Annotated in this window: 26 protein-coding genes, 1 tRNA gene and 1 riboswitch; of the genes, 16 read left to right on the top strand and 11 right to left on the bottom strand. The window is 71.3% G+C overall.

Going from position 1 to position 19,733, the window contains the following annotated elements; genetic code table 11:
• Positions 1–3: 3 nt before the first annotated feature.
• A tRNA-Arg gene (locus tag H286_RS0101380) sits at positions 4–76 on the top strand.
• 59 nt (positions 77–135) lie between these two features.
• Here the strand turns inward: H286_RS0101380 and H286_RS14985 are convergent.
• The 3 genes from H286_RS14985 to H286_RS0101365 all read right to left on the bottom strand — a co-directional run bounded on the left by H286_RS14985 (position 136) and on the right by H286_RS0101365 (position 1,498).
• Positions 136–276, bottom strand: coding sequence for a hypothetical protein (locus H286_RS14985; RefSeq protein WP_018188651.1), 141 nt, complete (start codon positions 274–276; stop codon positions 136–138).
• 87 nt (positions 277–363) lie between these two features.
• Entirely contained in the window at positions 364–681 is a 318-nt protein-coding gene (locus H286_RS0101370; RefSeq protein WP_026303029.1) for a DMT family transporter, read from the bottom strand.
• A gap of 12 nt (positions 682–693) precedes the next feature.
• A riboswitch (guanidine-III (ykkC-III) riboswitch) is annotated at positions 694–757 on the bottom strand.
• Between the two features lie 6 nt (positions 758–763).
• Entirely contained in the window at positions 764–1,498 is a 735-nt protein-coding gene (locus tag H286_RS0101365) for a tyrosine-protein phosphatase (protein WP_020096808.1), read from the bottom strand.
• 100 nt (positions 1,499–1,598) lie between these two features.
• Between H286_RS0101365 and H286_RS0101360 the strand changes: the two genes are divergently transcribed.
• Positions 1,599–1,781: a hypothetical protein gene (locus H286_RS0101360; protein WP_020096807.1), complete on the top strand. Its 183-nt coding sequence runs from the start codon at positions 1,599–1,601 to the stop codon at positions 1,779–1,781.
• 21 nt (positions 1,782–1,802) lie between these two features.
• The gene (locus tag H286_RS0101355) at positions 1,803–2,366 is read left to right on the top strand and encodes a GNAT family N-acetyltransferase (RefSeq protein ID WP_020096806.1); all 564 of its coding nucleotides are present in this window, start codon (positions 1,803–1,805) and stop codon (positions 2,364–2,366) included.
• 11 nt (positions 2,367–2,377) lie between these two features.
• Here H286_RS0101355 and H286_RS14980 read toward each other — a convergent pair whose 3' ends face one another.
• Together H286_RS14980 and H286_RS0101345 are read right to left on the bottom strand one after the other, a co-directional pair.
• The gene (locus H286_RS14980; RefSeq protein ID WP_018188656.1) at positions 2,378–2,533 is read right to left on the bottom strand and encodes a hypothetical protein; all 156 of its coding nucleotides are present in this window, start codon (positions 2,531–2,533) and stop codon (positions 2,378–2,380) included.
• Positions 2,534–2,621: 88 nt separating this feature from the next.
• A complete protein-coding gene (locus H286_RS0101345; RefSeq protein WP_018188657.1) occupies positions 2,622–3,104 on the bottom strand; it encodes a pyridoxamine 5'-phosphate oxidase family protein in 483 nt (160 codons plus the stop codon).
• Between the two features lie 121 nt (positions 3,105–3,225).
• Between H286_RS0101345 and H286_RS0101340 the strand changes: the two genes are divergently transcribed.
• The gene (locus tag H286_RS0101340; protein ID WP_020096805.1) at positions 3,226–3,726 is read left to right on the top strand and encodes a hypothetical protein; all 501 of its coding nucleotides are present in this window, start codon (positions 3,226–3,228) and stop codon (positions 3,724–3,726) included.
• A gap of 12 nt (positions 3,727–3,738) precedes the next feature.
• On the opposite strand, the gene H286_RS0101335 is transcribed toward H286_RS0101340, so the two are convergent.
• The 3 genes from H286_RS0101335 to H286_RS0101325 are packed head-to-tail and all read right to left on the bottom strand — an operon-like array spanning position 3,739 to position 6,229.
• Positions 3,739–4,590 carry a CPBP family intramembrane glutamic endopeptidase gene (locus H286_RS0101335; RefSeq protein WP_020096804.1) on the bottom strand — a complete coding sequence of 284 codons (852 nt, stop codon included), beginning with the start codon at positions 4,588–4,590 and terminating at the stop codon, positions 3,739–3,741.
• Positions 4,590–5,336 (bottom strand): tRNA (guanosine(46)-N7)-methyltransferase TrmB, encoded by a 747-nt coding sequence (trmB, locus tag H286_RS0101330; RefSeq protein ID WP_020096803.1) that lies wholly within the window; start codon positions 5,334–5,336, stop codon positions 4,590–4,592. Before trmB ends, H286_RS0101335 begins: the two co-directional genes overlap by 1 nt.
• Positions 5,337–5,395: 59 nt before the next feature.
• On the bottom strand, positions 5,396–6,229 hold the full coding sequence (locus tag H286_RS0101325; protein ID WP_018188661.1) for a DUF3097 family protein: 834 nt from the start codon (positions 6,227–6,229) through the stop codon (positions 5,396–5,398).
• A 165-nt stretch (positions 6,230–6,394) separates the two neighbouring features.
• Between H286_RS0101325 and H286_RS0101320 the strand changes: the two genes are divergently transcribed.
• The 4 genes from H286_RS0101320 (at position 6,395) to H286_RS0101305 (ending at position 10,495) form a co-directional block, all read left to right on the top strand.
• On the top strand, positions 6,395–8,377 hold the full coding sequence (locus tag H286_RS0101320) for a TPM domain-containing protein (protein ID WP_020096802.1): 1,983 nt from the start codon (positions 6,395–6,397) through the stop codon (positions 8,375–8,377).
• A 62-nt stretch (positions 8,378–8,439) separates the two neighbouring features.
• Positions 8,440–9,174: a PspA/IM30 family protein gene (locus H286_RS0101315; protein WP_018188663.1), complete on the top strand. Its 735-nt coding sequence runs from the start codon at positions 8,440–8,442 to the stop codon at positions 9,172–9,174.
• A gap of 68 nt (positions 9,175–9,242) precedes the next feature.
• Complete coding sequence (locus H286_RS0101310) at positions 9,243–10,055, top strand: arginase family protein (protein WP_020096801.1); 813 nt, start codon at positions 9,243–9,245, stop codon at positions 10,053–10,055.
• A complete protein-coding gene (locus tag H286_RS0101305; RefSeq protein ID WP_018188665.1) occupies positions 10,052–10,495 on the top strand; it encodes a hypothetical protein in 444 nt (147 codons plus the stop codon). Before H286_RS0101310 ends, H286_RS0101305 begins: the two co-directional genes overlap by 4 nt.
• 9 nt (positions 10,496–10,504) lie before the next feature.
• Here H286_RS0101305 and H286_RS0101300 read toward each other — a convergent pair whose 3' ends face one another.
• Positions 10,505–11,218 carry a tyrosine-protein phosphatase gene (locus H286_RS0101300; RefSeq protein WP_020096800.1) on the bottom strand — a complete coding sequence of 238 codons (714 nt, stop codon included), beginning with the start codon at positions 11,216–11,218 and terminating at the stop codon, positions 10,505–10,507.
• The gene (locus H286_RS0101295) at positions 11,215–11,697 is read right to left on the bottom strand and encodes a carboxymuconolactone decarboxylase family protein (protein ID WP_018188667.1); all 483 of its coding nucleotides are present in this window, start codon (positions 11,695–11,697) and stop codon (positions 11,215–11,217) included. Before H286_RS0101295 ends, H286_RS0101300 begins: the two co-directional genes overlap by 4 nt.
• A 43-nt stretch (positions 11,698–11,740) precedes the next feature.
• Here H286_RS0101295 and H286_RS0101290 point away from each other — a divergent pair, with 43 nt between their 5' ends.
• The 8 genes from H286_RS0101290 (at position 11,741) to H286_RS0101255 (ending at position 19,128) form a co-directional block, all read left to right on the top strand.
• Entirely contained in the window at positions 11,741–12,694 is a 954-nt protein-coding gene (locus H286_RS0101290) for an alpha/beta fold hydrolase (RefSeq protein WP_020096799.1), read from the top strand.
• A 103-nt stretch (positions 12,695–12,797) separates the two neighbouring features.
• Positions 12,798–14,306, top strand: coding sequence for an ABC transporter substrate-binding protein (locus H286_RS0101285; RefSeq protein ID WP_020096798.1), 1,509 nt, complete (start codon positions 12,798–12,800; stop codon positions 14,304–14,306).
• On the top strand, positions 14,303–15,253 hold the full coding sequence (locus H286_RS0101280; protein ID WP_020096797.1) for an ABC transporter permease: 951 nt from the start codon (positions 14,303–14,305) through the stop codon (positions 15,251–15,253). Before H286_RS0101285 ends, H286_RS0101280 begins: the two co-directional genes overlap by 4 nt.
• Positions 15,253–16,134 (top strand): ABC transporter permease, encoded by an 882-nt coding sequence (locus H286_RS0101275; protein ID WP_020096796.1) that lies wholly within the window; start codon positions 15,253–15,255, stop codon positions 16,132–16,134. The genes H286_RS0101280 and H286_RS0101275 overlap by 1 nt, the downstream gene beginning before the upstream one ends.
• Positions 16,131–16,922: an ABC transporter ATP-binding protein gene (locus H286_RS0101270; protein ID WP_020096795.1), complete on the top strand. Its 792-nt coding sequence runs from the start codon at positions 16,131–16,133 to the stop codon at positions 16,920–16,922. Before H286_RS0101275 ends, H286_RS0101270 begins: the two co-directional genes overlap by 4 nt.
• A 41-nt stretch (positions 16,923–16,963) precedes the next feature.
• Positions 16,964–17,716, top strand: coding sequence for an ABC transporter ATP-binding protein (locus H286_RS0101265; protein WP_020096794.1), 753 nt, complete (start codon positions 16,964–16,966; stop codon positions 17,714–17,716).
• A gap of 43 nt (positions 17,717–17,759) precedes the next feature.
• Positions 17,760–18,818, top strand: coding sequence for a M4 family metallopeptidase (locus tag H286_RS0101260; protein WP_020096793.1), 1,059 nt, complete (start codon positions 17,760–17,762; stop codon positions 18,816–18,818).
• The gene (locus H286_RS0101255) at positions 18,802–19,128 is read left to right on the top strand and encodes a protealysin inhibitor emfourin (protein ID WP_020096792.1); all 327 of its coding nucleotides are present in this window, start codon (positions 18,802–18,804) and stop codon (positions 19,126–19,128) included. The genes H286_RS0101260 and H286_RS0101255 overlap by 17 nt, the downstream gene beginning before the upstream one ends.
• On the opposite strand, the gene H286_RS0101250 is transcribed toward H286_RS0101255, so the two are convergent.
• Complete coding sequence (locus H286_RS0101250; protein ID WP_020096791.1) at positions 19,106–19,729, bottom strand: GNAT family N-acetyltransferase; 624 nt, start codon at positions 19,727–19,729, stop codon at positions 19,106–19,108. The genes H286_RS0101255 and H286_RS0101250 overlap by 23 nt on opposite strands.
• Positions 19,730–19,733 lie beyond the last annotated feature (4 nt).

Here is a 19,733-nt window from a genome sequence, read left to right as displayed (position 1 = left end):
TACGCCTCCGTAGCTCAGGGGATAGAGCGTTGGTTTCCGGTACCAGAAGTCGGGGGTTCGAATCCCTCCGGGGGCACAGTGAAGCGAAGGGGACTCGGCATCAGCCGGGTCCCCTTCGTCGTTCCCGCGTACGGGTCAGTCGGTCTCGTCGGCGTCGGGATCGACAGGATGACCGAACGGCGGGATGCCGCCGGGCACCGCGCCGTCGTGGGTGGGGAGCTCCACATCGGGCCCCTCGTAGGCGTTGTCGTCGGTGCTGCGCTCGTCGCCTGACATGTCGTCCTCCGTGGTCGGTGTCGTCTGCGTGGAGCCGACGCTAACGTCCCGCGTCGCGCGACCGCTCGGGGTTGACAGCTCGGGGCGTCAGTCCGAGACGAGCTTCAGTCCGACGATGCAGGCGACGAGACCGAGGACCAGCAACACCTTCACGAGGGAGACCGATTCCGCCCCGGTCACCATCGCCCAGACCACGGTGAGGGTCGCGCCGATGCCGACCCAGACGGCATAGCCGGTGCCGGTCGGGATGTCGCGGAGCGCGAAGGCGAGGCCGCCCATGCTGGCGACGAGAGCCACGGCGAAGACGACGGTGGGCCACAGCTTGGTGAAGCCTTCGGAACGGCCGAGTGCCGTCGCCCACACGGCTTCGAGGACCCCGGCGATGATGAGAACGATCCATGACACGATCACTGACCCCCTGGCCAGTCTTGTCGCTCACCGGGTACTGAACCCTCGTCCGGGGGCCATGTCGTGGCCCGCTGCGAGTCTACCGATCGACGCTGGACAGGTCCGGTGCCGGTGCGACGGTGCCGCGCCAGGTCGTCACCACCTCGACGGCGCGAACGTCGAGGTGAGTGCGCAGCCAGGGGTCGAGGTCGAGTCCACGCCACATGGCGCGGAACGCCGATTCCGGGGTGTGACCGAAGCGGGCCAGCACGGCGCGGCGCTCGTCGACCTCGAACGAGCGGGCGTGGAGGTCGACCATCGTCGGGGCGTTGTCGAACGACGCGAGGTAGTCGCCTGCCGCGGCATCCTCGGTCGCACCGACCGCCTTGAGGAGGACCGCCGCGACCAGGCCGGTGCGATCCCACCCGGCGCCGCAGTGGAACAGCACCGCTCCGTCAGGCGCCTGCGCGATCGCGGTCAGGACACCGGCGAGCCGATGCGGCAGCTCGGCGAGGTGGTCCGCGTAGTAGAGCGGGGTCCCCCACTGACCGTCGCTCTCGCGGGACGCCCAGAAGTCGCGCTCGTCACCGTCGAGATCGACCTGGTGACGGACGATGTCGGCGGGAACCTCGCCGCTCGTCTCTTCGGGCCGGCGCAGGTCGATGACCGTCCGCACCCCGTGAGCGCGCAGGCGATCCCACCCCGCGTTGCTCACGCGGTCGAGCGTCTCCGCCCGGATGAAGACCCCCGTCGGGGTGCGCGAGCCGTCTCGGCGTTCGAGGCCGCCCAGCTCTCTCACGTTGGCGAGCCCATCGATGTCGAGTCGTGTCGGCATGGCCCGATCCTGCCATGATGACGCAACATCATCCCGAAGGATGACGCCCTCGAACCCCAGGGCTGATGCCGACGAACGCGCCGGTTCGTAGCGTCGAGACATGGCTACCGCGACGCTCTCGACCACCCCGCACTCCCGCTCGCACGGAGCAACCGCGACCCGCGCCGCCGTGCTGTCGGTGCTCGGCACCATCCTCGCGATCGGGATCGCGGCGACGAGCCTCCTCATCGTTCCCGTCGCGCTCGCGGTCGCCTTCGGCCCGTCACTGCTCTCGCACTTCTGATCAGCTGGCAGGATGCCGGAGATGCCCATCCTCCTGCGCCCCTGGACCCTCGACGATGCCGACGACCTCAGCCGTGCCGCTCGCGCCGGCCATGATCTCGCGTCGCAGTTCGGCGGCACCGACCTGACCGATGCCTCTGCGGCGCGGAGCTTCATCGAGCGCTTCCTGCGCTTCGATGACGCCGCGAAGAACTGGGCGATCGAGGTCGACGGCCATGCGGTCGGGAACGTCGCGGCCACCGGCATCGAGTTCCGCCACCAGACGGCGTGGATGTCGTACTGGCTCGCCCCCGCCGCCCGCGGGCAGGGGGTCGCGGCCCGCGCTCTCGTCCGCGTCAGCGAGTGGGCGTTGGACGCCGGGCTCCACCGGTTGGAACTCGGTCACCGGGTGAACAACCCGGCATCCTGCCGCGTCGCGCATGCCGCGGGATACCTCGCTGAGGGTGTCGAGCGCGAGAAGCTCCGCTACGGCGATGAGCGATACGACGTCGAAACCCACGCCCGGTTGGCCACCGACCCGCGCCCGCCGGAACGAGGAACCGCCGTCGCGCTGAGGACCGAGGTCCCCGCACGACGGCGGTCCTGACGTCGGGAGGCTCAGCCGCCCGAGGGGTTCTCGATGGGAGTCCCGTCCTCGTCCGTCGTCACCGGCGGGTTCTCATCGGGCGAGCCGCCCGATGCGGTGTCCGCCTCGGACTGGTCGTCGGGGACACCGTGGGTGTTGTGCTCGTCCGAGCCGTTCGTGTCGCTCATCGCGGTCCTTCCGGTCGCTGTCGGTCACGTGAGGACGACGGTACGCAGGCCGCCGCCGCGGGCAGAGGGCCTTGACAGCCGCATCCGATCAGAGATCGACGGTGTCGTTGCGACCCTCGTAGGGCTCCCCCGTCACCTTCGACTTGACGAGGCTGATGATCGAGGCGACCGCGCCGCCCGGGCTGCTCCAGTACTCCCCCGACGCGGCGTCGATCTTCAGGAGCGTCACGTTCGGGTCCTCCGGACCGTCGGGGAACCACGCCTCGACGGCGGGCGACCAGTACTCGCGCAGACGCTCGAGGTCGTCCACGACCTCGGCGTCGCCGGCGAGCGACACCCAGGCGTCGTTCGTGCTCAGCGCGACGCCGACCGAGGGGCGCGCCGCGACGTGCGCCACGACCGACGAGTCGCGACCGACGATGAACCACAGGTCTCCGTCGAACTCCCGGTCCTGCACCGTCAACGGGCGAGCGACGTGCGCCCCCTCCTCGTTCATCGTCGTGACCATCGCGAAGCGGAACTTCGGCAGCAGGTCGATGAGCGTCGCGTGCGGATCCTTCTCGGTGGCCATGGGGCCCTCCTTCGTCTCCACGTCAGGCTCGCACCGGCGCGGGCCGCGCCCGCGGGGCTTGACAGCCGTGTCGTCTGGGAGGACGGATGCGGCGTCGCGGGGGATGTGCCAGGTTTGCCGTATGTCGCCGTCACCGCACCGTACCCTCGTCGCTGGCCTCGGCACGGCCGCCGTCGCGGCGTACGCCGTTGTCCTCGTGCTGCAGATCTGCGTCTGGAACCCGCTGGCCGCCGTCCCCGGGTCATCCCTCGCCGAGATCGGCTCGCAGGCCGCGACGCGAGGTGAGTCGGTCTTCACGCCCGCACCCTGGGTCTTCGCCGCCATCGGGGTGGCCCTCGCCGTCGCCGTCCTGGTCCTCTCCGTCGTCGCGCGCCGCGCCTCGACCGCCGGTGTCGCCGCGGGCTACCTCGCCCTCATCGCCGCCGGCGCGCCTGCGTACTTCGTGGCGTCCTTCGGTCCGGGGATGGCCTTGGCCGACGCGTTCGGGATCAGCGGTGGCGATCACGCTCCCGGGGGTTCCGTGCTCATGGTGACGAGTGGAACCGCCGCGGTCGTACTCGCCGTGTGGGGCGTCGCGCTCGCGACCTCGTCGCGCACCGTCGCGCCCGCGATCAGGGTCTGAGCGCCGACGCGATCAGGGCGCGGGAACCAGGAAGATCGCGTCGAGCAGCCCCGGGTTGTGGGCGTGGACCAGGACGGCGAAGACGACCGCGTCGAACAGCAGGTGGACCGTCACGACGTACGCGAGGGACTTCGTCCGTAGGAAGATGATCGCCTGCAGGAGGGCGAACGGGATCGTCAGCGCCGGCCCCCACGCGCGGTAGCCGAGCTCCCACAGGAACGAGACGAAGACGATCGCCTGGAAGACGTTCGCGGTCGCATCCGCGAAGTGTCGCCGCAGCAGTGCGAAGCAGGTGCAGATGAAGAACAGCTCGTCCCAGATGCCGACGGCCCCGACGCCGACGAACAGGCGGGCGATGAGGTCGGGGGTGTCGACGACGGGCCAGTTCTCGTAGACGCCCGAGGTGATGAAGTAGAACGGCAGCAGCAGCCACCCGAGCACGAGGACGGCGACGAGCCACGCCCACTGCCACCCCGTCCAGCGACCGCCGCCCCGCCACGGGAACCGGATGGCGTGGTCGCGGTAGACGAATCGCGACACGAGATACGGCACCAGCACCGCCCCGCCGAGGGCGAGCGTGAACCGGATCATGGCCGCGTTGTCGAGTTCCGCCTTCAGCGGGATGACACTGACGATCAGCAGGCCGAGGGCGATGAGCGAGAGGTCGCGGGTGATCGACGGGCCGGATGCCGCGGCATCCCGTCGTTCGATGATCACCGCGACGGCGAGGCCCGCGGCCAGGAGCAGCCAGCCGAGCCAGGGCGTCAGCAGCACGAAGAAGGCGGGCGCCGCGAGGCACACGAGGAGCGCCGGCGCGACGCGCACGTCGACGAGCGGTCGCGCCCCCGTCGCCGCGCGCACCATCACGCCGACCGCGAGCGGCGGCGGTAGGTCAGGTCGCGGATGTCCCGGCCCTTCGCGATGCCCTTCCGCTCGAACGCGGTCATGATGCGGCCATCGAAACGGTCGGCCCACTCCCCCTCGAAGGACGCCTCGAAGTCGGCGGCATCCGCGAGCACGTCGCGCATCTGCAGCGCGTAGTCCTCCCAGTCGGTCGCCAGCCGCAAGATCCCGCCGTCGCGCAGGGCGCGGGCCGCGAGCGCGGGGAAGCCGTCCGCGATGAGGCGGCGCTTGTTGTGCTTGTTCTTGTGCCACGGGTCGGGGAAGAAGATCCAGACCTCGTCGACGGATGCCTCGGGCAGCAGGTGCTCGAGGACCTCGGGCGCGTTCGCCTCGACGAGTCGGAGGTTCCGCACCCCCTCGCGATCCGCATCGAGCATCGTGCGGGCCAGTCCCGCCCGGAACACCTCGACCGCGATGAAGTCGCGCTCCGGCGACTGCCCGGCGGCGTGCACGATCGCGTGCCCCTGACCCGAGCCGATCTCGACGACGAGCGGCGCGTCCCGACCGAACTCGGCGACCGGGTCGATCGTCGAACCGGGACGAATGCTGGTGGCCGCGGCATCCCGTTCCACCTCGAGCAGATATGTGCTCGAGAGGTCGTCCCAGGCGCGCTCCTGCGCATCGCTCATCCGGCCGCTCCGACGCACGAACGAGACCGGCTTGTCGCGGAAGCGCGGCGCGGACTCGGGCGCGTCGGGATCGGGCATGCGACCAGGGTATCCCGCGGTGTCCGGGGTCCCCGCGGGCCTGCCTCGACGTCGCCCGCTCATGAGGTCACGAAATCGATGAGTTCCTCGACGCGGCCGAGAAGGGCGGGGTCGAGGTCGCGGAAAGTCGTGACCGAGGCGAGGATGCGCTGCCAGTTCTCGGCGATGTCGGTCTGGTCCTCGGCCGGCCAGCCGAGGGCGCGGCTGACGCCCTTCTTCCACTCGATCCCCCGCGGGACCTCGGGCCAGGCGGCGATGCCGAGGGCGCGCGGCGTGACGCACTGCCACACGTCGATGTAGGGATGGCCGACGATCTTCAGGTGCGGGCCGTGCGGCCCACGGAGGATCTGCTCGGCGATCCGCGTCTCCTTCGAGCCGGGGACGAGATGGTCGACGAGGACCCCGTAGCGACGCTCGGCACTCGGCGGCTCGGCGCGGAGCAGGTCCTCGAGCAGGTCGACGCCCTGCAGGTACTCGACGACGACGCCCTCGATGCGGAGGTCGGCGCCCCAGACCTTCTCGACGAGTTCCGCGTCGTGACGCCCCTCGACGAGGATCCGCGACGCCCGTGCGACGCGGGCGCGGGCCTGCGGGTCGGCGAACGAGCCGGATGCTGTGCGCGTGCGGCCGGCGGGAGCGGCGGCGCGCGGGGGGACGAGCTGGACCGGCTTGCCGTCGACGAGGAAGCCGCCGCCGATCGGGAACAGCCGCACGCGGCCGTGCCGGTCCTCGAGCTCGACGTGTCCCGCGGTCACGCCCGTCACCGCGCCGACGAAGTCGTCGAGGGCGACCTCGACGACGAGGCCCCTCTCGGCGGGCACCGTCGTCACCGTCGGCCGTCCCTTGTCGCGCCATCCCGCAGCGAGCACGTCGCCGCCGTACCGATCGTCCACAGATACCTCCCGAAACCTCGGGAAGCCTAGATGAGCAACGCAAAGGGAACGCACAGGCGCTCCGACGGCAACCCGGTATCGAGACATACGAGCCGCGGCATAGACTCGCGACAAGCGGTTACGACCGCCGAGTGACTCACCGAGCGACTCCCGGAGGACCCACCGATGCGATCCCGACTGACGTCCGTCGTCGCGGTCTCGCTCGCGGTCCTGGTCGGCTCCCTGGGATTCGCGGTGCCGGCGTCGGCGACCGAGCCCGTCACCCTCGGCGACGGTCGCGTGCGGGATCAGGCCGACGTCCTGACCGACGCGCAGGAGGCGAACCTCGACGCTCACCTGGAACGACTCACGGCTGACACGGGCCTCGACCTCTGGGTCGTCTATGTCGACAGGTTCACCAGCCCGACCAGCGCCGAGAAATGGGCCTCCGACACCGCCGAGCTCAACAACCTCGGTCCGGACCAGTACCTCCTCGCGGTCGCCACCGAGGGTCGCGCCTACTACCTCTCCTCAGATTCGTCCGGCCCCGTCTCCGACGACCGGATCACGGCGATCGAGCAGGACCGCGTGCTCCCCGCTCTGCAGCAGGAGGACTGGGCCGGTGCGGGCATCGCCGCAGCGGACGGACTCGCCGATACCCGCTCCGGCGGGGGCGGAGGCGTCATCTGGGTCGTGGTGATCGTCGCCGCGATCCTCGGTGCGCTTCTCGTGTGGGCGCTCGTGCGCAGACGCCGCGCCGCCGCGGGTGGATCGTCCGGCTCGCGACCGATCCCGCTCGAGGAACTCGAACGGCAGGCCGGTGCTGCCCTCGTCCAGACGGACGACGCAATGACCACGAGTGCACAGGAACTCGCCTTCGCGAAAGCGGAGTTCGGAGATGCCGCGACCGCCGAGTTCGAGCAGGCGATCGCGGCGGCGCGCAGCTCTCTGGACCGCGCCTTCGCGCTGCAGCAGCAGATGGACGACGACGTCCCCGACTCCCCCGAGCAGCGCCGCGCCTGGTACGGCGAGATCCTCGACCTCTGCCGGAGCGCCTCGGCGGCCCTCGCCGAGAAGGCCGACGCGTTCGACGCGCTGCGCGATCTCGCGAAGAACGCACCCGAGGCCCTCGCGCGCGTTCAGCAGCTGCGGGCCGATGCGGGCACGCGACTCGAGGGTGTCGACGCCCGTCTCGCGCAGCTGCGCGAGAACTACCGAGCGGACGCCCTCGCCGCCGTGGCGGACAACGCCGCGCAGGCCCGCGATCGACTGAGTTTCGCCGATGCCCGTCTGACCGAGGCCCAGAGCGAGGTCGCGGCAGGCGACGGCGCGGGGGCGGCCGTCGGTATCCGTGCCGCGGAGCAGGCCGTCGATCAGGCGTCGCGCCTGCAGGAGGCGATCGAGAAGCTGGCCGCCGACCTCGCCGACGCCGAACGGGGCGGGGCCGCCCTCGTCACCGAACTCGACGCCGACCTCGCCGCGGCAGCCGCGACCCCCGACCCGGACTCGCGCCTCGCACCGGTCATCGCGTCGACGCGCCAGAACCTCGACGCCGCCCGCGAGAGGCTGACCGGCAGCGCGCGCGACCCGCTGTCCGCCGTCGCCCTCCTCGAACAGGCGAACGCCGCGATCGACGGCGCGCTCGGCGAGGTGCGCGACGCGCAGCAGCGCGCCGACCGTGCCCGCAGCGTCCTGTCGCAGACCCTCCTGCAGGCGAAGGCCCAGGTCTCCGCCGCCGAGGACTTCATCAGCGCCCGCCGAGGCGCCGTCGGCGCCACCGCGCGGACCCGTCTCGCCGAAGCCGGTGCGGCCCTCGTCCAGGCGACGCAGCTGCAGCAGAGCGATCCCGAGCGCGCCCTCGATCTCGCGCACCGTGCCGCCGCGCTGGCCGGCGAGGCGATGCAGCGCGCACAGGGCGACGTCGGATCGTTCGCCGGCGGCGGAAACACTGGCGGCGGGGGCGACTTCGGCGGCATGCTGGGCGGCATCATCCTCGGCTCCCTTCTGGGCGGCGGCGGATCGGGACGCTCCTCCGGTGGATTCGGCGGCGGCTTCGGCGGTTCGTCGTCGCGGCGCAGTGGCGGATTCGGCGGTGGCGGGTTCGGCGGCGGCTCGATCGGACGCAGCAGCGGCGGATCCCGCTCGCGACGAGGCGGAGGCCGATTCTGATCTTCCGGCGCCGCACCTCACAGACCTCGACAGCACGACCTCTCGTATCGAAAGGAAACCCGATGGCAAAGCAGTCCATCTTCGGCCGCATCTCCACCCTCATGAAGGCGAACATCAACGCCCTCCTCGACTCCGCCGAGGACCCGCAGAAGATGCTCGACCAGCTCGTGCGGGACTACACGAACAACATCGCCGACGCCGAGACCGCCATCGCCGAGACCATCGGCAACCTGCGCCTGCTCGAGCGCGACCACGACGAAGACGTGAAGGCCGCCGCCGAGTGGGGCAACAAGGCCATCGCCGCCAGCCGCAAGGCCGACGAGCTGCGCTCCGCCGGGAACACGACGGATGCCGACAAGTTCGACAACCTCGCCAAGATCGCCCTGCAGCGCCAGATCAGCGAGGAGAACGAGGCCCGGGCGATCGCCCCGTCCATCGCGTCGCAGACCGAGGTCGTCGACAAGCTCAAGGACGGCCTCAACGGCATGAAGCAGAAGCTCGACCAGCTTCGCTCGAAGCGCTCCGAGCTGCTCGCCCGCGCCAAGACGGCCGAGGCCCAGAACAAGGTGCACGACGCCGTCAAGTCGATCGACGTGCTCGACCCGACCAGCGAGCTCGGCCGCTTCGAGGACAAGGTCCGCCGCCAGGAGGCCCTCGCCGCCGGCAAGGCCGAGATCGCCGCCTCGACGATCGACGCGCAGTTCAACCAGCTCGAGGACCTCGGCGAGCTCACCGAGGTCGAGGCGCGCCTGGCCGCGCTGAAGACTGGCGGCAACGCCGGCGCGATCGAGCAGTAAGCACCGCACGCGAGACGCGGCGCCGGGCCCACGGGTCCGGCGCCGCCGTGCTCCCCCCGGAGGTACGCATGACCCGATTCCTCGTCGTCCCGCAGTGGCAGGGTTCGCCGTCGTCCCGCGCGATGCGCTTGATCGACGGGGCCGAGGCGATCGCCGAGGATCTGCCGCGCTCGGCCGTGACCCGCGTCGAGGTCCCCGCCGAAGCGGGTGAGGCGGTGGGAACCGGCATCCGTCGCTTCAGCACCCTCAGCCGCGTCCGCGACGCGATCGGCGAATTCCTGCAGAGCACGGACGAGCCCGCCGTGATCATCGGCGGCGACTGCGCCGTCGCTGTCCCGGCGATCGCCGCGGCGGCCGCGCGGCATCCGTCCCTCACGGTGGTCTGGCTCGATGCCCACGGCGACCTCCACACGCCCGACTCGTCGCCCTCGGGAGCCCTCGCCGGCATGGCCCTCCGCGCCGCGATCGAGCCGGGTCCCTTCGCCCCGACACCGCCTGCCGCCCCCGCGCGCACGGTTCTCGTGGGTGCCCGCGCCCTCGACGACGCCGAGGCGGACGCCCTGGCCGACTCGCCCATCACGCGGATGACCGCAGACGCCCTCGCCGACACGGAGGCCCTCGCCGACGCCGTCACGGCCACCGGAGCGGACGCCGTGTACGTGCACATCGACCTCGACGTCCTCGACCCGGCCGCCATCGTGGGCCTCCTCGAGCCCGTCCCGTTCGGTGCCGACCCGGCCCACGTGACCGCCTCCCTCGCACGGCTGCGCGAGCGGATGCCGCTGGTCGGCGCATCGATCTCCGGTTTCGCGCCGGCGACCCGCGACGCCGCAGTCGAGGACCTCGGCACGATCCTCCGTCTCGTGGGAGCGGTCGCGTGAGCCCCGTACCCCCGGCGGGATGGGAGGCGCACGCCGCGCGCGCCGTCGAGCGCGGCCGCCGATTCGATCGGTGGATCCCCGGCATCCTCCTCGACTCCCCGATCAGCCGGCTCGGCTACCTCGCCGGGACGGCGTTCGGGTTCGTGTGGGGGACGCTCTGGTCGACGGGCCGCGTCGAGCGGCGCGCGGGACTGTGGGTGTTCCGGGGGATGCCGGGGGTCACGTTCGGCCGCGGCGGTGTCTGCGTCGGGGGGTGCTTCCTCACCGGCGACGGCCCGATCGACGATCGGCTGCTCGCGCATGAGGGCGTCCACCGCGAGCAGTGGCGCCGCTACGGCATGCTGATGCCGCTCCTCTACGCGCTGGCGGGGCGCAACCCACTGCGGAACAGGTTCGAGATCGACGCGGGGCTGGCCGACGGCCGGTACATCCCGCGCTGACCGGGAGCGTCACTCCACCAGCGCACGACGCAGTCCGCCGATCTCCGCCTCGGTGAGCCCGTGCGCCTGCAGGTAATCGACCGGCCCGCCGTAGCGCAGTCGCAGATCGTCGAACACGGCGCGGAGCTCGGCCGCGGGCGACCGGGTGACGAGGTCGTCCAGGTGCCGGGCGTCCGGGTACCTGTGGCGGAGGAAGCGCAGGACGCTCTCGTTCCTCCCGAGCGGCAGGAGCTGCTCGGTGCGCGCGTAGTCGGCGATCACGGCGTCCTCGTCCACGCCCGCGGCGGCGAGGACGAGCGCGACCGACAGCCCGGTGCGGTCCTTGCCGACCGTGCAGTGGACGAGCACGGGCTGCACGTCGAGAACGGCGCGCGCCGCCTCGACCAGGCGCGCCGCCGAGCCGTCGATGAGTGCTCGGTACACATCGGCGAGCGAGAGGTCGTCGTCGAAGAACGACGCGACCGACCCGGCGTACATGGGCAGATGCACGGTGTCGATGCCGAGACCGTCGAGGCGCGACGGTTCGCTGCGACGTTCGTCGTCGTCCCGCAGGTCGACGACGCGACGGATACCGAGGGCCGTGACCCGCTCCCTCCCCGCCGCCGTGAGGTGACCGAGATTCCCCGAGCGGAACAGGACTCCGGATCGGGTCCGCCCCGCCCCGGCGGGGAGCCCGCCGACGTCCCGGAAGTTGAAGGCGCCGGGGACGTCGTGGAGGTTCACGTCGTCGGCGGCGCGCCGCGCCGTTCGGGCACGGGGTAGCGTCCGGCGATCGCGATGCGGTTGAACGCGTTGATCGACACGAGGAGCCAGCTGAGCGCGACGTACTCCTCTTCGGACAGGATGCCGCCGACACGGTCGTAGACCTCGTCCGAGACGCCCTCCTCGTGGATGAAGACAAAGGACTCGGTCAGTTCGAGCGCCGCCCGCTCACGCTCCGTGAACACGCTCGATTCCCGCCACACCGGGATCTGAGCGAGGTGGTCGAAGCTCACGCCGGCCTTCGCCGCCCGATCGGAGTGGACCCGGACGCAGTACGCGCAGCCGTTGAGCTGCGAGGCGTGGATGAGGGCCATCTCGCGCAGTCGGGCGTCGATGCCCGCCTCGGCGGCGAGGTCACCCACCGTCGTCGCGAACGCCTCGAGGGCGTCGTAGGCCGGGCGGGCCGCACGGGCCAGGTGCACGCGGTGCTGATCGCTCATGCCGTCACCCTATCCGCGCCCGTCGTGGTCGGCGTCGGAGAGAATGGTCTGCGTGAGCGACGCCGCCTTCGACGAGTTCTCCTACCTCCCCGCGCAGGCCGATGCCCTCGGCATCCCGGTGCCACCGGTGCGCCGGCTGACGCACCGGCTCGGCGACGGGCGCGTGATCAGCGCGCTGCGCTTCGGCGACTCGGGCTCCGCTCCCCCGGTGACGTTCCTCCACGGTGCGGGGCTGAACGCGCACACGTGGGACACGACCGTCCTGCATCTGGGCCTGGACGCGCTCGTCCTCGACCTTCCCGGCCACGGCGACTCCTCGTGGCGCGATGACGCCCGCTACACGGGCCGGACCCTGGCCGCTGACATCGAACCCGCGATCCGCGAATGGACCGGTGGCGTGCCGCAGGTGCTCGTCGGACACTCGCTCGGCGGCCTCACGGCGGCGGCGCTCGCGGCGCGGCATCCGGACCTCGTCCGCTCCCTCGTCCTCGTCGACATCTCCCCCGGGATCGACCCGGACGGCGCGGCGTCATCCATCCGCGCGTTCTTCGCCGGCCCCGTCGATTGGGCGAGCCGGGACGAACTCGTCGAACGCGCGCTGAGCTTCGGACTCGGCGGCTCGCGCGACGCCGCCGCACGCGGCGTCTCACTGAACTCGCGGGTCCGCCCCGACGGCCGCGTGGAGTGGAAGCACCACTTCGCCCACCTCGCGAACCGGCTCGCCGCCGACCCTGCGGGGGCCGCCGCGGTGGACGAGGCACAGCGGGCGAACGCCGGCATCCTCTCCGCCGCAGGGTGGGACGACCTCGCGGCCGTCACCGCACCGGTCACCCTCGTCACCGGCACACGCGGCTTCCTCACCGACGCCGATCGCGACGAGTTCCTCCGACGGATGCCGCGAACCCGCCGGATCGAGCTCGATTCGGCCCACAACGTCCAGGAGGAACGGCCCGCCGAACTCGCCGCGAGCATCCGCACGGCGCATGACGACCGGTGACCGAACTGCGCGCGCGGGACTCTAGGCTGTAACGCGCACCGAGCACCGCGATGGGCCGGCGTCAGCGACGACGCCCATCGACGCCGAAAGGACCCCCACTCACATGCTTCGCCGCACCGCTTTGGCCGCCACGGCGCTCCTCGCCGCCGGAGCCCTGCTCCTCTCGGGCTGCACCGGCTCGCAGCCCGCTCCGTCCGGATCGGCGGGAACCCCCGACCCCGACGCGACCGTCAACGTGCGTCTCGTGCTCGAGCCCGGCAACCTCGACATCCGCGAGACCGCCGGATCGGCCCTCGACCAGATCCTGATCGACAACGTGTATCAGGGTCTCATCGCCCGCACGCCCGACCAGAAGATCGTGCCGGCGCTCGCCAGCGACTACGAGGTCTCCGCCGACAAGCTCACCTACACGTTCACCCTGCGCGAGGGCGTCACGTTCCACGACGGGCAGCCCCTCACGCCGCAAGACGTCGTCTGGTCGCTCACGCAGGAGCGGGACACCCCGACCTACCGCGACTCGGCACGTCTCGCCAATGTCGCGACCATCGCGGCCGAGGGCCAGAAGATCACGCTGACCCTGAAGGCGCCCGACTCGACGCTGCTGTGGAGCCTGACCGGCCGCGCGGGCCTCGTCCTCAAAGAGGGCGACACGATCGACCGCAAGACCGCGGCCAACGGCACCGGTCCCTTCCGCCTCGCCGACTGGCGCGAGGGCGACAGCATCGTGTTCGAGCGGTTCGCCGACTATTGGGGCACGCCGTCGTCGGCCGCCGAAGTCGTCTTCTCTTACGTGAGCGACAATCAGGCGGCACTCAGTGGCGCCCTCGCGGGTGAGTTCGACGTCCTGACCGGGTTCGACGCGAACCTGAAGGATCAGGTCGAGGCGAACGGCGACTTCACCCTCGAACTCGGCGACTCGACAGACAAGGGCACGCTCGCCTTCAACCAGACCTCGGGTCCGCTGGCGGATGTGCGCGTGCGCAAGGCCATCCGACAGGCGATCGACAAGAAATCGATCGTCGAGGCGCTCGGCGCCGGCAAGACGATGTACGGCCCGATCCCCTCGCTCGACCCGGGATACGAGGACCTGTCCGAGGTCGCTCCGTTCGATCCCGAGGCGGCGCGGAAGATGCTCGCCGAGGCGGGGGCGGAGAACCTCTCCCTGACCCTGACGATCCCCTCCGCGTACGGCACGACGATTCCGCAGATCCTCGTCTCGAACCTGCGCGATGTGGGTATCACCCTGAAGGTGAACCCCGTCGAGTTCCCCACCTGGATCAACGACGTCTACGTGAACAAGGACTACGAGCTGAGCTTCGTCCTCCACACCGAAGCGCACGATTTCGAGAACTGGGCGAACCCGGACTACTACTTCACCTACGACAACCCCGAGGTCCAGAAGCTCTACACCGAGGCCGTCGCCGCGACGGACGACGCCGCAGCCGCCGACCTGCTGAAGCAGGCCGCGCGCATCGTGTCCGAGGACGACGCGGCGGACTGGCTCTACAACGGTCAGTCCGTCCTCGCGGTCGCGTCGAACGTCAGCGGGATGCCGACGGTCAACGTGAACGAGCGCCTCAACGTCGCCGAGCTGGCCAAGAGCGAGGGGTGATCCGCTACGCGCTGACGCGACTGGCCCTGCTGGTGCTGGGCCTGTTCGTCGCCAGCGCGCTCATCTTCACCACCCTCCGGATCCTGCCGGGCGACATCGCGCAGCTGATCGCCGGGGTGAACTCCACCCCCGAGCAGCTCGCCGGCATCCGCGAACGGCTGGGGCTCGACCGCCCGCTCCCCGTCCAGTACGGCGCCTGGATCGGCGGCGTCCTCCGCGGCGACCTCGGGTCGTCGCAGCTCACCGGCACCCCCGTCGTCTCGGAGCTGCTGCAGAAAGCGGAGGTGACGGTGCCCCTCGGCATCCTCGCGTTCGTCGTCGCCCTGCTGGTCGCACTCCCCTTCGGCGTGCTCGCGGCGGTGCGTCGGCATCGGCCGGACGGCGTCGCCGTCTCGGTCGGCGCGCAGGCCCTCGCCGCCGTACCCGTCGTCTGGGCGGGCATGATGCTCGTCGTCGTCTTCGCCGTGACCCTGGGATGGCTGCCGGCCCAGGGGTTCCCCCGGGCCGGCTGGTCCGACCCGGCGGCGGCGTTCCGGGCGCTCGTCCTCCCCGCCGTCACGATCGGCGTCGTCGAGGGAGCCGTGCTGCTGCGGTTCGTCCGCTCGGCGACCCTGCAGGCCATGGGTCAGGACTTCGTGCGGACCGCCGCAGCGAAAGGGCTCACGCGCACGCAGGCGCTCCTGCGCCACGGGCTCCCGAGTGTCGGCCTGTCGGTCATCACGGTGCTGGGCGTCCAGGTGGCCGGGATCATGGTCGGGGCGGTCGTCATCGAGCAGCTGTTCAGCCTGCCCGGGATCGGGCGCATGCTGGTCGAGGACACCGGCAACCGCGATCTCGTCAAGGTGCAGGGGGAACTCCTCGTCCTGACGGGTCTCGTCCTGATCATCGGGTTCGTCGTCGATCTCGTGCACCGCATCCTCGATCCGCGCCAGCGAGAGGCCGAGTGATGCGGCGACTGCAGTGGGCGAGGCGCGTCTGGGCGTCGGGGACCGGCCGCTTCGGGGTGATCGTGGTCGTCGTCATCGCTGCGACGGCGCTCGTCTCCCTGTTCTGGACGCCGCTCGACCCGCAACGCGTCGACATCGCGAACCGCTGGGCGGCACCCGGGGCCGCGCACCTGCTCGGGACCGACGGGTCGGGACGCGACATCCTGAGTCTCTTGATGGCAGGCTCGCGCACGACGGTGCTCGTCGCTGTGGGTGCCGCGGTCATCGCGACCGCCATCGGCCTCGTGCTCGCCGCGCTCGGCGCGCTCACTCCGCGGCCGGTCCGTGAGGGGGTCACGGTGATCGTCGACATCCTCATCGCCTTCCCGGTGCTCCTCATCGCGATGATGATCTCGGCCGTCTGGGGCGGCTCGCTCCTGGTCGTCATCGTGTCGGTCGGGATCGGGTTCGGCGTCAACATCGCCCGCGTCACGCGCCCCGAGCTGCGCCGCATCCTCCGGAGCGACTTCGTCCTCGCGGGACGCGCCGCGGGACTCTCGCCGCCCCAGAACCTCTGGCGTCACCTCCTCCCGAACGTCGCGCCCGTCTTCATCGTGCAACTGTCGTGGGGCATGGCCGTCGCCGTGCTGGCCGAAGCGGGCCTGTCGTACCTCGGTTTCGGCGCCCCCGTGACCCAGCCGTCGTGGGGGCTGCTCCTCGCCGATCTGCAGCGCTTCATCAGCGTCCACCCGCTGTCGGTGCTGTGGCCGGGGCTCGCGATCACGCTCACCGTCCTCGGCTTCAACCTCCTCGGCGACGCCCTGCGCGACGCCACGGATCCGACCCTGTCCCGCGGATCCGCGCCGCGCGGCACCGAGCCTCCCGCGGCGGTGACGGCATGACGCTATCGATCACCGGTCTGACGATCGACATCGCCGGCCGCCGCGTCGTCGACGGAGTCGACCTCGAGGTCGCCGACGGCGCGCGCGTCGGGCTGATCGGCGAGTCCGGATCGGGCAAGTCGCTGACAGCCCTCGCCGTCCTCGGACTCCTGCCCGACGACGCGCGGGTCGGCGGCAGCATCCACTGGGAGGGCCGGGAACTGATCGGGATGCCGGATCGCGACCTCGCGCGCCTGCGCGGTGACGAGATCGGCATGGTCTTCCAGGAGCCGCAGACGGCGCTGAACCCCATCCGCACGGTCGGGCGGCAGATCGCCGAGTCCATCCGCATCCACCAGCGCGGCGTCTCCCGTGCCGAGGCGTGGGCACGGGCGGTCGAGGAGGCGCGTCGGGTGAAGCTGCCCGACCCCGAGGCCATCGTCCGTCGCTATCCGCACCAGCTTTCGGGCGGGCAGCGTCAGCGGGTCGCGATCGCGATGGCCCTCGCGTGCCGTCCCCGGCTGCTGATCGCGGACGAGCCGACTACCGCGCTCGACGTCACGATCCAGGCGGAGATCCTCGAGCTCCTCCACCACCTCGCCGACGAGGACGGCATGGCGCTCGTGTTCATCACGCACGACCTCGCGGTGCTGTCGCAGATCGCGACCGACGCCGTCGTGCTCGAATCGGGTCGCGTCGCCGAGTCGGGGCCGCTTCGGATGCTGCTGCGCTCCCCCGCCTCCCCCGTCACCCAAGCACTGCTCCGCGACGCGACCGCCACCCTCTGGCGACCGGGAGGCCGCGCGTGAGCGACCTGATGCGGGCACGTGGTCTGACGCGCCGATACCGGATGCCGCGGTCCCGGCCGTTCGAGCCGGCCCGGTGGACCACCGCGCTCGACGACGTCGACGTCGACGTCCGGGCGGGAAGCGCCCTCGGGATCATCGGCGAGTCGGGCTCGGGCAAGTCGACGCTCGTGCGCCTGCTCCTCGGTCTCGACGTACCGAACGCGGGCTCCGTCGTGTTCGATGGACGCCCCGTGGACGGATCGGCGTCGGCGCGCTCGCTCCACTGGTTGCGGCGGCGCACCGGCATCGTCTTCCAAGACCCCTACGGGTCCCTCGATCCTCGGATGAGCGTCGGGCGGATCGTGGCCGAGCCGCTCTCGGCCCTCGACATCCCGGGCGATCACCGGGCCCGCGTCCGCGAGGTCCTGGACGACGTCGGCTTGCCCTCCGACGCCGCCGAACGGTTCCCGCACGAGTTCTCCGGCGGACAGCGGCAGCGGATCGCCCTGGCGCGGGCGCTCGTCCATCGCCCCGACGTCCTCGTCGGGGACGAACCCTTGTCGGCCCTCGACGTGACCGTCCGGGCGCACATCCTCGACCTCATCCGCGAACTCCGCCGGCGTGACGGCCTCACCCTCGTGATGGTCTCGCACGACATCGGCGTCGTGCAGAACCTGTGCGACGACGTGGTCGTCATGACGGAGGGGCGCGTCGTCGAGGAGGGCCCGACAGAGAAGGTGCTGCTCGAGCCGCAGGTGGCCTACACGCGGCGCCTCCTCGCCTCGATCCCGATCATCGACCCACGCGATCGGTGAGACCGCCGGTCACCGTGTCGGCGGAGGGGACTAGCGTGGCGGCATGCACGCCATCGTCCCGCCGTACCTGCTCGCCCGCCTCGCGGCCGCTCCGGCCGAACGATTCCCGCACGCCGTCGCCGCGGCCCGTGCCACCCTCGCCGTCCCGCGCGCCTACGCGCCGATGCGCGCCCACCTCGACCTGTCGGTCGACGGCGACGCGCTCGTCGTCTCCGCCGCACCCGACTCCGATCGTCTGATTTCCGACGCGGAGAACCGCGAGGAGTTGCCCGGCACACCCGCGCGCGCCGAGGGCGCCGCTCCGACCGGCGACGCGGCGGTCGACGAAGCGTACGACGGGCTGGGCGCGACCTTCACCTTCCTGTGGGACGCCTTCGAGCGGGTCGGCCTCGACGGGCGGAGCGGCTCCCTCGCCGCTACGGTCCATTACGGTCGCGCCTACGACAACGCGTTCTGGGACGGCGAGCGCATGGTGTTCGGCGACGGCGACGGCGAGGTGTTCGCCGGCTTCACGCGATCGCTCAGCGTCATCGCGCACGAGTTGGGCCACGGCGTGATCGAGTCGGCCGGCGGTCTCGACTATTCGGGACAGTCGGGCGCCCTCAACGAGTCGATCGCCGACGTCTTCGGTGCGCTCGCCGACCAGCACCACCAGGGTCAGACGGCGGATGCCGCGACCTGGCTCATCGGCGCCGGGATCTTCACCGACGCGGTCACGGGATCGGCGCTCCGCTCCCTCGCCGCCCCCGGGACGGCGTACGACGACGACGTCCTCGGCAAGGATCCGCAGCCCTCGCACATGCGCGATTTCGTCGAGACCTCGGGCGACAACGGCGGCGTGCACATCAACTCCGGCATCCCGAACAAGGCGTTCCACCTCGTCGCGACGGCTCTCGGCGGCTACGCCTGGGAACGCGCCGGGCGCATCTGGTACCTCACCCTCGTTTCGGGCACCCTCTCGACGGCGGCGACCTTCGCGCAGTTCGCGGCCGCCACCGCCGAGACAGCGGTGTCGGAGTACGGTGAGGACTCTGAGGAGGCCGTCGCCGTCCGCACCGCGTGGGCGAGCGTCGGAGTCGTGGAGGATGCCGCATCCCGTTGATCCGCTGACGATCACCGTCGTCCGCACCGGTGGATTCGCCGGGCTCCGTCGCGCGTGGCGCGTCGAGCTCGCGGGGACGGACGTCGACGCGTGGATGCCGCTCCTCGACGCGTGCCCGTGGGAGGAGCCTGCGGCATCCGCTCCCGGCCCCGACCGGTTCTCGTGGGAGGTCGCGGCCATCCACGGCGCCCACGATCGCCGAGCGGTCGTGGGCGATGCCAGCGGTCCGTGGCGCGCGCTCATCGACCGGGTGCAGGCGGACGGCGCGGCCGTCCGGCCGGCCGACCTCAGCGGGAACGCAGACGCGTGAGGAGCGAGTCCTTCTTCTTCGGGGTCAGGTGCTTCTGCAGGTAGATCGTGCCGAGCGAGCGCCCGAACTTGAACCCGACCTTGCCCATGCGTCCGACCTCGACGAACCCGAGCCGTTCGTGCAGGGCCAGGGAGGCCTCGGCGCCCTTGTCGCTGACGACGGCGACCATCTCGCGGATGCCCTTCTCCTCGCACGCGGCGATGAGCCCCTCGAGCAGCGACCGACCGAGGCCTTTGCCCGTCGCGGCCTGTCCGAGGTAGATCGAGTTCTCGACGGTGTAGCGGAACCCGCTCTTGCCGGTCCACGGTGAGACGAGGCCGTACCCCAGGATCTGCCCACTCGGCGACACCGCGACGAGGAAGGGCAGTCCGAGCTTCGCGAGGTAGTCGAACTTCTCGACCCACTGCTTGTGCGTCCACCGCTTCTCGTCGAAGGTCACGACCGAGTTCGCCACGTAGTGGTTGTAGATCTCGCGCACGTCGGCCATGTCGGTGCGGACAGCGGGCCGCAACTCGAACGAGAACTCGCGCTCGGGCTCGGGGCGACGGCGGAGATGACGGGGAAGGCGGCGGCGATCGCGCTCGTACTCGTCCTCCAGCATGCCG

The organism is Microbacterium sp. 11MF (assembly GCF_000383475.1).
In the GTDB taxonomy this organism is placed as follows: domain Bacteria; phylum Actinomycetota; class Actinomycetes; order Actinomycetales; family Microbacteriaceae; genus Microbacterium; species Microbacterium aquilitoris.
Note: the sequence above shows the minus strand (reverse complement) of the source record. Positions and strands in the feature narration are given on the sequence as shown.